8 protein-coding genes are annotated in these 11304 nt (G+C 76.8%); all 8 read left to right on the top strand.

What is annotated here, in order from left to right; all coding sequences use genetic code 11:
• A partial coding sequence (locus HLB09_RS08040) for a 1-deoxy-D-xylulose-5-phosphate reductoisomerase (RefSeq protein ID WP_171202871.1) occupies window positions 1-1007 on the top strand: 1007 nt, incomplete at its 5' end.
• Window positions 1008-1012: 5 nt separating this feature from the next.
• Window positions 1013-2407, top strand: a complete 1395-nt coding sequence (locus HLB09_RS08035) for a M50 family metallopeptidase (protein WP_246234737.1) — start codon at window positions 1013-1015, stop codon at window positions 2405-2407.
• Window positions 2408-2873: 466 nt separating this feature from the next.
• Entirely contained in the window at window positions 2874-4028 is a 1155-nt protein-coding gene (gene ispG, locus HLB09_RS08030; RefSeq protein WP_171202873.1) for a flavodoxin-dependent (E)-4-hydroxy-3-methylbut-2-enyl-diphosphate synthase, read from the top strand.
• An 8-nt stretch (window positions 4029-4036) separates the two neighbouring features.
• Window positions 4037-5443, top strand: a complete 1407-nt coding sequence (locus tag HLB09_RS08025) for an alpha/beta fold hydrolase (RefSeq protein WP_246234735.1) — start codon at window positions 4037-4039, stop codon at window positions 5441-5443.
• Window positions 5444-5564: 121 nt separating this feature from the next.
• Entirely contained in the window at window positions 5565-6464 is a 900-nt protein-coding gene (locus HLB09_RS08020) for a GNAT family N-acetyltransferase (protein WP_171202870.1), read from the top strand.
• Window positions 6465-6819: 355 nt separating this feature from the next.
• Window positions 6820-8382, top strand: a complete 1563-nt coding sequence (locus HLB09_RS08015) for a sugar transferase (RefSeq protein WP_171202869.1) — start codon at window positions 6820-6822, stop codon at window positions 8380-8382.
• Window positions 8379-9572, top strand: coding sequence for a right-handed parallel beta-helix repeat-containing protein (locus tag HLB09_RS08010; RefSeq protein ID WP_171202868.1), 1194 nt, complete (start codon window positions 8379-8381; stop codon window positions 9570-9572). Before HLB09_RS08015 ends, HLB09_RS08010 begins: the two co-directional genes overlap by 4 nt.
• Before the next feature lie 220 nt (window positions 9573-9792).
• Window positions 9793-11304 (top strand): P-loop NTPase family protein (locus tag HLB09_RS08005; RefSeq protein ID WP_171202867.1); only part of this gene is annotated, 1512 nt, incomplete at its 3' end.

Here is an 11304-nt window from a genome sequence, read left to right as displayed (position 1 = left end):
CCCTCGACGCGGGGGAGGGCGCGGTCGAGCGCGCCGCGGCGCTGCCGGCCGACGTCGTCCTCAACGGCATCACGGGCAGCGTCGGCCTGGCGCCCTCCCTCGCCGCGCTCGCGGCCGCCGCCCCCGGCGGCCCGGCCGAGGGCGCCGTCCTCGCGCTCGCCAACAAGGAGTCCCTCGTCGTCGGGGGGCCGCTCGTCCTCGCGGCCGCCGCCCGGGCGGGGGGGATGGCGCGCGCCGTCGTGCCCGTCGACTCCGAGCACTCGGCGATCGCCCAGTGCCTGCGCGGAGGGCGCGCCGACGAGGTGCGCCGCCTCGTCCTCACCGCCAGCGGCGGCCCCTTCCTCGGCTGGAGCCGCGAGCGCCTCGAGGGGGTGACGCCCGAGCAGGCGCTGGCCCACCCCAACTTCGCCATGGGCCGCGTCATCACGACGAACTCCGCCACGCTCGTCAACAAGGGCCTCGAGGTCGTCGAGGCGCACCTGCTCTTCGGCGTCCCCATGGAGCGGGTCGACGTCGTCGTCCACCCCCAGCAGCTCGTGCACTCGATGGTGGAGTTCGTCGACGGCGCCACGCTGGCCCAGGCCTCCCCGCCGAGCATGCTCATCCCGATCGCGCTCGGCCTCGGGTGGCCCGACCGCGTCGTCGACGCCGGCCCCGGCTGCGACTGGACCCGGGCGCAGTCCTGGGACTTCGAGCCCCTCGACGACGACGCCTTCCCCGCCGTCCGCCTCGCCCGCGCCGTCGGGTCCGCGGGCGGCACCGCGCCGGCGGTCTACAACGCCGCGAACGAGGAGTGCGTCGAGGCCTTCCTCGCCGGCCGCACCCGCTTCACGAGCATCGTCGACACCGTCGCCCGGGTCGTCGAGGAGTCCGCCGCGGCGCCCGACGTGGCGGGCGGCACGACCGCCGACGAGCTCACCCTCGACGACGTCCTCGCCGCCGAGCGCTGGGCGCGCGCCCGCGCCCGTGAGGTGCTCGCGCCGGACGCCGCGGGGGCGCGCCGGTGAGCGCCCTGCCGGTCCTCGCCTCCGCCGCCGAGGGCACCGGGCTGACCATCACCTGGGGCCCGGCCGCCGTCGCCCTCGTGGTCCTCGGCGTCCTCGTCTTCGCCCTCGGGCTCGCCGCGTCCATCGCCCTGCACGAGGTCGGCCACCTGCTGCCCGCCAAGCGCTTCGGCGTCAAGGTGACCCAGTACATGGTCGGCTTCGGCCCGACCGTCTGGTCGCGCCGGCGCGGCGAGACGGAGTACGGCGTCAAGGCGCTGCCGCTCGGCGGCTACATCCGCATGGTCGGGATGTTCCCCCCGCGCCGCGGCGAGGACCCCTCGGTCGTCCGCGAGTCCTCCACGGGCATCTTCCAGACCCTCGCCGACGACGCCCGCCGCCTCTCCGCCGAGGAGGTCGGCCCCGAGGACGCGCACCGCGCGTTCTGGCGCCTGCCCGTGGCGAAGCGCGTCGTCATCATGCTCGGGGGCCCGGCGATGAACCTCCTGATCGCCGTCGTCCTCCTCGGCGTGCTGACGACGACGATCGGCACCGCCCTCGCCCCCACGACGCGCGTGCAGACCGTCAGCGAGTGCGTCCTGCCCGCGACGTCGACCGCGACCGCCTGCCCCGCCGACGCCCCGCCGACCCCCGCCGCCGCGGCGGGCGTGCTCCCCGGCGACGAGGTCGTCGCCTTCGACGGCCGCCCCGTCGACGGCTGGGACGCGCTGCGCGCCGACATCCGCGACGCCGCCGGCCGCGCCGTCCCCCTCGTCGTCGAGCGCGACGGCCGCCAGGTGGACCTCACCATCACGCCGATCGCCACGCAGGTGCCGCAGCTGGACGCCGACGGCGCCCCCGTCGTCGGCGACGGCGGCGCGGTGCTCACCGAGGAGGCCGGCTTCGTCGGCATCACGCCCGTCTCCGAGCGCGTCGCCCAGCCCGTGACGGCGGTGCCCGGCGTCGTCGCCGACCAGGTCGTCGCCGTCGGCCGCGTCGTCCTGACCCTGCCGCTGCGCATGGTCGAGGTGGCGCAGGCGGCTTTCGGCAGCGCCCCGCGCGACCCCGAGGGCCCCATCGGCATCGTCGGCGTCGGCCGCCTGTCGGGCGAGTTCGCCGCCATCGACCAGTTCGACGTCACCGACCGCGTCGCCGGGCTCCTCGGCGTCCTCGGCGGCCTCAACGTGGCGCTCTTCGTCTTCAACCTCGTCCCGCTGCTGCCCCTCGACGGCGGCCACGTCGCCGGCGCCCTCTGGGAGGGCCTGCGCCGCCAGGTGGCGCGCCTGCGCCGCCGCGCCGACCCCGGCCCCGTCGACGTCGCCCGCGCGATGCCGGTCGTCTACGTCGTCTCCGGCGCCCTCGTCGTCATGTCGCTGCTCCTGCTCTACGCCGACATCGTCCGACCCATCTCCCTGCTGGGCTGAGCCCGCGGCCTGGAGGTGCGGGTGCCCGGTCGGGTGGGCCCGGGCCGGGTGCCGCTCCGGGCACTGGCTACGCGCGTGGTCGGGGCTCACGCCCCGACCACGCTGCTCGCCTGACGTGCCCCGAGCGCCCCCCGGCCCGGGCCCGTGTCCGACTCACCGACGCCCTGGTCGCTCGAGGACGAGCGCGGAGCGCGACGGCGACGCGTCACCTGAGCGTCGGGCGGTGGGGGCTGGGCGGGCACGTCAGGCAGCGCCCGGACCACCGCGGCGGGTGACCACCGGGCGCGTCGCCAGTGCCCGCCGAGACCCCGCCGGTCGGCGCGGACCCGACCGCGCGACGCTCGCCCCTCCTCCCGCGCGGCTGCTGTCGTGCTGGCCGTGCGCGGCCGTCCAGGCGCCTCGCGGCGCGTCGTCGCGCGGGGGGATACTCGGCGGCATGAGCCCCTCGGTGCCCGTGTCCCTCGGCATGCCCGCCCCGCCGCCGCCGGTGCTGGCCCCGCGGCGCAAGAGCCGCAAGATCAAGGTCGGGACGGTCGACGTCGGCGGGGACGCGCCCGTGAGCGTCCAGTCGATGACGACGACGCCGACGACCGACATCAACGCGACGCTGCAGCAGATCGCGGAGCTGACCGCGACGGGCTGCGACATCGTCCGGGTCGCGTGCCCGAGCCAGGACGACGCGGACGCGCTGCCGGCGATCGCCCAGAAGTCGCAGATCCCGGTGATCGCGGACATCCACTTCCAGCCGAAGTACGTCTACGCCGCGATCGACGCGGGCTGCGCGGCGGTCCGGGTGAACCCCGGCAACATCCGCAAGTTCGACGACCAGGTGGGCTCCATCGCGAAGGCGGCCAAGGACGCCGGCGTGAGCATCCGCATCGGCGTCAACGCCGGGTCCCTCGACCGGCGGATCATGGAGAAGCACGGCAAGGCGACGCCCGAGGCGCTCGTGGAGTCGGCCGTGTGGGAGGCGTCGCTCTTCGAGGAGCACGACTTCCACGACTTCAAGATCTCCGTCAAGCACAACGACCCCGTCGTCATGGTGCGCGCCTACCAGCTGCTCGCCGAGCGGGGCGACTGGCCGCTGCACCTCGGCGTCACCGAGGCCGGGCCGGCGTTCCAGGGCACGATCAAGTCGGCGACGGCCTTCGGGGCGCTCCTGTCCCAGGGCATCGGCGACACGATCCGGGTGTCGCTGTCCGCGCCGCCGGCCGAGGAGGTGAAGGTCGGCAACCAGATCCTCGAGTCGCTGAACCTGCGGCCCCGCAAGCTCGAGATCGTGTCCTGCCCGTCGTGCGGGCGCGCCCAGGTGGACGTCTACACGCTGGCCGACCAGGTGACCGCCGGGCTCGAGGGCATGACCGTGCCGCTGCGCGTCGCCGTCATGGGCTGCGTCGTGAACGGGCCGGGCGAGGCCCGCGAGGCCGACCTCGGTGTGGCGTCCGGCAACGGCAAGGGCCAGATCTTCGTCAAGGGCGAGGTCATCAAGACCGTGCCGGAGGACCAGATCGTCGAGACCCTCATCGCCGAGGCCGAGCGCCTGGCCGAGCAGATGGGCGAGCCCGCGGGCGAGGCCGCCGGGCCCGCCGCCGCCGGGGCGCCGACCGTCAGCGTGGGCTGAGCGTGCCGCTGCGCTCGTCCACGCGGACCCTCCTGCGGGGCCTCGCCGTCACCGACCACGTCGTCGACGTGCCGCTGCGGTGGGACCTGGGGGAGCGGGGCGGCCCCGGCCGGCCGGTCCCGGCGTCGGGGCCCGTGCCCGCCGCCGACCCGGGTCCGACGCTGCAGGTGCTGGCCCGCGAGGTCGTCGACGTCCGCCGCGAGGGCGAGGACCTGCCGCTGCTGCTCTTCCTGCAGGGTGGCCCCGGGGGCAAGAGCCCGCGGCCCGTGCCCGGCCAGGGGTGGCTGGCGCGCGCGACGCGGACGCACCGCGTCGTCCTGCTCGACCAGCGGGGGACCGGCCGCAGCACGCGCGTCGACGCCTCGCGGGCGGCCGAGCTCGGCGCGGGCACGCCCGAGGGCGACGCCGCGCTCGCCGAGCACCTGCGCCACCACCGGGCCGACGCCGTCGTCGCCGACGCCGAGCACGTGCGCCACGCCGTCTACGGCGGCCGGCGCTGGGAGAGCCTGGGCCAGAGCTACGGCGGCTTCGTCACGCTGACCTACCTCTCGCGGGCGTCGCACGGCCTCGCCGCCTGCTACGTCACGGGGGGCCTGGCGGGGCTGACGGCGACCGCGGACGACGTCTACGCGGCCACCTACCCCCGGGTGCTCGACCGGAACGCGCGCCACCTGGCCCGCTTCCCCGGGGACGCGGGCCTGCTCGACGCGCTCGCCGACCGGCTGGACGCCGAGGACGTGCGCCTGCCGTCGGGAGACCGGCTGACCACGCGCCGCCTGCAGTCGCTCGGCATCGCGCTCGGGCGCGGGGACGGGTCGGACGACCTCCACTGGCTGCTCGACGAGGCGTTCCGCGACGGGCCCTCCCACGACGGGCACGGGTCGGCGCCCGACGGGCCGCTGGCGCCGTCGTTCCTCGCGGCCGTCGAGGAGCGCACGAGCCACGCCGACGGACCCCTGTACGTCGTGCTGCACGAGTCGATCTACGCGCAGGGGCCGCTGCTGGGCCAGGGGCCGACGGCGTGGGCGGCGCAGCGGCTGCTGCCGCCCGAGCTGGAGCCGTCCGCGCGCCACCTCGGGCTGCTGGGGGAGATGACCTACCCGTGGCAGCTGGAGGAGACGGCGGCGCTGCGGCCCTTCCGCGGCGCGACCGAGCTGCTCCACGCGGCCGACGACTGGGGCCCGCTCTACGAGCCCGAGGTGCTGGCCGCGAACGACGTGCCGGTGGCGGCGCTGGCCTACCACGACGACCTCTACGTCGACGTGGACATCTCCCTGGCCACCGCCCGGGCGCTCGGGCGGTGCGACGTCTGGGTCACCAACGAGTGGCAGCACGACGGCCTGCGCGCCAGCGGCGGCGCCGTGCTCGACCGGCTGCTGGCGTCCGTGGCCGAGCGCGGGGGCCCGCTGGCCTGAGGTCCGCGCCGACCGCGACCGGCGCTGCGCGTCCGGCGCTCCGCCCCGTGCGCGTCCCGACGTGCTGCGCGTCCCGCCCGGGTGTCCTGCGCGGGCCCCGGCGAGGTGGTGGGATGAGGCCGTGCTGCGGACCGGGGCGAGGGTGCTCGACGACGCCGACCGGGACGAGCTGCTCGAGCTGTGCGACCGCGACCCGGTGGCCAACGTCTTCGTCGCGGGGCGCGTCGAGGCGGCGGGGCTCTCCCCGCGGCGCCTCGGCGGGGAGGTCTGGGGCCTCGGCCCGCCCGGACGGCTCGAGGCGGCCTGCTGGTCGGGCGCCAACCTCGTCCCGGTCGAGGCCGACGAGCGCGCCGTCGACGCCTTCGCCGCTCGCGCCCGCCAGCAGGGGCGACGGTGCTCGTCGATCGTCGGTCCCGCGGACGCGGCGCTCGGGCTGTGGGAGCGGCTGGCGCCGTCCTGGGGGCGCGCGCGGGAGGTCCGGCGCTGCCAGCCGCTGCTCGTGCTCGACGGGCCGCCCGCCGTCGCGCCCGACCCGCTGGTGCGGCGCTCGGGCTCTGACGACCTCGACGTCCTCGTCCCGGCCTGCGTGGCGATGTTCACCGAGGAGGTCGGCTACTCGCCGGTCGCGTGGGACGGCGGCCGGGCCTACCGGGCGCGGGTCGCCGAGCTCGTGGCCGCCGGGCGCTCCTTCCTGCGGCTGGACGCCGGCGAGGGCGCGGAGCTGCGGCCGGTGGGGCCGGGGGCGCCGCTGCCGGGGCCTGGGCGCGTGCGCACGGCCTTCAAGGCCGAGCTCGGCGCGGTCTCGTCGCGCGCCGTGCAGGTGCAGGGCGTGTACGTCGACCCGGCCCTGCGCGGGCAGGGCCTGGCGGCGCCGGGCACCGCCGCCGTCGTCGCCCTCGCCCGTGAGGCCTCGCCGGTGGCGGTGAGCCTGTACGTCAACGACTTCAACACCGCGGCCGTCGCGGCCTACCGCCGCGCCGGCTTCTCCCGCGCCGGGACCCTGGCGACCGTCCTCTTCTGACGGCCTCGGTGCGGCAGCGGCGTCCGGTCGCCGTCGTCGACGGCGTCCGGGGGTCCACCGCTCACTCGGGTGACGCCGCTCGCACCACACGTCCAGGAGATGGTCCGCGAGTGCCCCAAACCACCCGGTGCGCTGCTCCGAACGAGACGCAGTTGTGACCATCAGACGTCCGTCGGGCACGGTCAGTGAGCGACGGGCGAGCGCAGAGGTCCGGGGGGCGCCGTCGATGACCCGAACGGGGTGGAACTCGCTCATCCGCCGGTACGCCCGGCGCGCCCATGTCACCATCAGTCATCTCGTGGCGTCGACGGAGCCGCCCACACCCAGCACGTCTCCCACGGAGGGTCCTGCCGCCATGGCCGAGGCCACGAGCACCACGAGCACGAGGACGCCGAGCCGACCGGCGCACCACGGGTCGTCCTCCGCCCCGCACGAGGGCGTCCCGGCCCCCCTCACGCGCGCGGCCGCCCGCCTGGCGACCGTCGCCGAGCGCGCCGCGGGACGCCCGCCCGCGGGCGGGAGCCGCTTCCCGGACGCCGAAGGCGTGCTGGCGGCCGCAGCGGCCACCGGCTCGCGCCGCCGTCAGGGCCTCGACCGCCGCGTCGTCGTCGCCGTCGTCGCCGACCTCCTCGTGGTCGTGGCCGCCGGCGCCGTCGTCGAGCTCCACAGCCTCATGGTCGTGCTCACCGCGGCGCTGCTGCTCTTCGCCCGGACGACCCTGGGCCTCTACCGCCGTCGACTCGGCCTCAGCGTGCTCGACGAGATGCCGCGGGTCGTCCAGAGCACGGTCCTCACGCTCGGGGTGGCGAGCCTGTCGGTGGTCCTGTGGGGCAGCAGCCAGCTGCTCGCGCCGACGACCCTCTTCCTCGCGCTCTTCCTCGTCCTCAGCTCGCTCGTCCGCGTCGTGCTCTACGCCGGCCTGCGCCGCCGGCTGCGGCGCGACCCGTCGGCGCGGCGACGCACGCTCGTCCTCGGCGCGGGCGCGGTGGGGCGCGACCTGGTGGCCGCGATGCGTCGCCACCCCGAGCAGGGCCTCGAGCCCGTCGGCTTCATCGACGGCCACAGCGGGGCCCGCGGTGACCAGCGCGAGGTGCCCGTCCTCCTCGAGGACGAGTCGCGCCTGCACGAGGTGCTCGACCAGCACCGGGTCGAGACGGTGGTGGTCGCCTACAGCGCCCAGCCCGAGGCCGAGGTCGTCGACAGCGTGATCGTCGCCGCCTCGCACGGGTGCGAGGTGCTCGTCGTGCCTCGTCTGTTCGAGCTGACGCACGACGGGCCCGACGTCGAGAGCCTGCGCGGGACGCCGCTGGTCCGGCTGCGGACCGACGTCATGTCCTCGCCGGCGTGGGTGGTCAAGACCCTCGTCGACCGGACGGCGGCGGCGGTCGCGGTCGTCCTGCTCGCCCCGGTCCTCGCGCTCGTGGCCCTCGCGGTCGTCGTCGACTCGGGCTTGCCCGTCCTCTTCCGCCAGGAGCGCGTGGGCCTGTGGTCGCGCCCCATCACGGTCCTGAAGTTCCGCTCCATGCGGCCGGCGACCGAGGAGGAGAGCGCCACGAACTGGAACATCGCCCAGGACTCGCGGCTCAGCCCCATCGGCCGCTTCCTGCGCAAGACGTCCCTGGACGAGCTGCCCCAGCTCTTCAACATCCTGCGCGGGGACATGAGCCTCGTCGGCCCGCGGCCCGAGCGGCCGGTCTTCGTGGAGCAGTTCACGCGCGACCACGACCGCTACTGGGCTCGTCACCGCGTGCCCGTGGGCCTCACCGGCTGGTCGCAGGTCAACGGGTTGCGGGGGGACACCTCCATCCAGGACCGGGCGCGCTACGACAACTACTACATCGCCAACTGGTCGCTCTGGCTGGACGCGAAGATCATCCTGCTCACCCTCCGCGAGGTGCTCCGCGGCGGTGGCGGGTGAGCACGGCCGCAGCGGCACCGCCGACCGCCCCGGGCGGGGGACGCCCGGCCGGGCGCCGGGGGGTCGTCGTCGCGGGCGCCGCGCTCGTCGCGGTCCTCGTGGTGGCGGGGGCGCTGGCCTGGGTGCTGACCCGGCCGGAGGTCCTGCGGCCGGAGGACTTCGGTGCGGTCGGGGACGGCCGCGCCGACGACACGGCGGCGCTGCAGGAGGCGATGGACGCGCTGCGACCCGGCCAGCAGCTGCGGCTGGCGGACGGCGCCACCTACGCCACCTCCGACGTGCTCGTCCTGGCGGTCGACGACGTCGAGGTGCGCGGGCGCGCCGAGCTGGTGGCGACGGACGAGGAGCGCTCGTCCTTCCGCGTGGAGTCCGACGACGTCGTGCTGCGGGACCTCGTCCTGTCCACGCCCGGCACGACGCGGCGCTGGTCGAGCGAGGACCAGCAGCGGCTCCTGCTGCGGGGCACCAGCGGGGTCGAGGTCCACGACGTGACGGTGCGGGGGTCCGCCGCGGCGGGCGTCTTCGTCGCCGGCGGCTCCACCGGCTTCCTCCTCGACGGCGTGCGCGTGGAGGACACGCGCGCGGACGGCGTCCACATCACCCAGGGCTCCTCCGACGGGCGCGTCGTGGACGCCTCGACGCAGGACACCGGGGACGACGGCGTCGCCGTCGTCTCCTACGCCCAGGACGGGGCGCCCAGCCGTGACGTGCGGATCGAGTCCCCGGTCGTGCGGGGCTCGGCGGCCCGCGGGGTCTCCGTCGTCGGGGGCGAGGACGTGGTCATCACCGACGTCGACGTCGCGGGCACCGGCGCGGCCGGCGTCTACGTCGCGACCGAGGGAGACCCGTACTTCACGACGTCCACCAGCGACGTCGTCGTCGACGGGGGCCAGGTGGTCGACGCGAACACCGACGCGGACATCGACCACGGGGCGGTCCTGCTCTTCGACGGCAGCGACGAGGCGGACCTGACTGCGGTGGAGGTGCGCGACCTCGCCGTCCGCGGCACCCGGTCCACCGCGAGCCGGCAGGTCGGCGTCATCGGCGACCAGCCGGTGACCGGCGTCGAGCTCGTGGACCTCCGGCTCGAGGGCGGGCCCGCCGACCTGCTGTCGGCCCCGGCCGCGGAGGGCCTCGTCGTCCGCGGCTGGACCCTCGACGGCGACGACGTCGACCCCACCTCCGGCTGAGCCGGGCGGACGCCCCGCCCGCGCTGGGCCGACCGGGCGTCACCGCCCCGTCCGCCCTCCCGCGGGGCGGTCAGCGCGCCGGCTCCCCGTCTACCCTGCCAGCGGCGAGCTGCGAGCCGCGGGCCCGCCGGCGCACCTCCTCCCCGCACCACGACCAGCCCGTACCCCCAGGCCCGCCGTCCCGACGGACGACGGGCACCTCCACCGGAAGGACCCACCCGTGCGCCGACCGTCCGCCCCCCGACCCGGGGCCCCGCTCGTGGCGCTCGCGCTCGTCCTCGTCGGCGCCCTCCTGGGCGCGGTGGTGGGCGGCGTGCTGGGCGCCACGCGACCGACGAGCAGCACGGCGACGGTCCTGCTGGCGCTGCAGCCCGACAGCTCGGTCAGCGCCAACGCGGACGCCACGCTCGACCCGGCCGTCGACGTCTCGGACGCCTTCCTCCAGACGGAGCTGGTGTACCTCGGCAGCGACCGCTTCACCTCGGCGGTCGAGGCGGCCTCCGGCGGCGAGGACGTCGACCTCGAGGCGACGCGCGTCAACCAGTCGAACGTCGTCCAGCTGTCGGCGACGGCCGGCTCGCCGGACACCGCCCTGGCGGCCGCGGAGGCGGCGTCCTCCAGCTACGTCGACCGGCGCACGCAGCAGGCCGCCGACCGGCTCGACGCGCAGGCGCAGGCGGTGCAGTCCGAGCTCGACGTCGTGCTCCAGCAGATCGCCAGCGCCTCCGACGGCGCCGTCCTGCCGCCGAACGGCGGCCAGGTGACGGCGCTGCAGGGGCGCTACGAGAACCTCCTCACGCTCGCGAGCAGCGTCGCCCTGGCCCGGCAGTCGGCGGACCAGGGGGCGACGGTGATCCAGCCCCCTGTCCTCGTCGAGCCCGACGGCGTCCCCGCGGGAGTCCTCGGCGCCGTCCTCGGCGGGCTGCTCGGCGCGCTGGCCGGCGCCGGCGCGGCCGTCCTCTGGCGCCGGCGCTCCACGACCGTGCAGGACGCCTCGGACCTCGCCGGGGTCGGTGGCGTCCTCGCCCCTCGGCTGCCGCGCTCCTCCGGCGGCGACCTCGCCGTCGGCTCGGCGTCCCCGCTCGCCGGTGCGGCCGCCCGCCAGTCCGCCCAGCTGGTGGCAGGGCGGGGCGAGGCCGCCTTCGTGCTCGCCGTCGTCGGCGCGGGGGACGGTGCGGGGACGAGCACCGTCGCCGCCCACCACGCGGCCGCCCTGGCCCGCCGCGCGCCCGTCCTCCTCGTGTGCGCCGCTGACGCCGTCGCCGCCGACGGCGCCACCTCGGCGGGGTCCCACCTCCTCGGCGTGGACCGGGGCGCCGCCGGCCTGCTCGACCTGCCCGCAGGCGGCCGGGCACCCGTGGCGCCGGAGGAGGTCCTGGCCGTGGCCCAGCGCACCGGCGTCGAGGACCTCCTCGTCGTCACCGCGGGCTCCGGCAGCGGATCGGCCAGCGACCTCGAGCACCTCGTCGACCGCGGCCTCGTGGCCGCGCTGCGCGCGACGGGGCACGACGTCGTCCTCGACGTCCCGCCCCTGGAGCGCTCCGGCGCCGCTTCCCGCCTGGCGAGCCAGGTGGACGCCGTCGCCCTCGTCGTCGGCCTCGGGCTGACCGCCCGCGAGGACGTGGCCGTCGGCGTGCGCGCGCTCGAGCGCGACGGCCGGGCCCCGGCGGTCGTCCTCACCGACCCCGGTCCCCGGCGGCGGTCCGCCCGCCACGGCGGCACGGCGGGCGCC

Source organism: Pseudokineococcus marinus (genome assembly GCF_013004605.1).
Taxonomy (GTDB): domain Bacteria; phylum Actinomycetota; class Actinomycetes; order Actinomycetales; family Quadrisphaeraceae; genus Pseudokineococcus; species Pseudokineococcus marinus.
Note: the sequence above shows the minus strand (reverse complement) of the source record. Positions and strands in the feature narration are given on the sequence as shown.

Excerpts from the sequence above, each read along its gene's own strand:
- HLB09_RS08015 (WP_171202869.1), top strand. The coding sequence starts at position 6,820 with ATGGCCGAGGCCACGAGCACCACGAGCACGAGGACGCCGAGCCGACCG.
- ispG (WP_171202873.1), top strand. The coding sequence starts at position 2,874 with ATGCCCGCCCCGCCGCCGCCGGTGCTGGCCCCGCGGCGCAAGAGCCGC.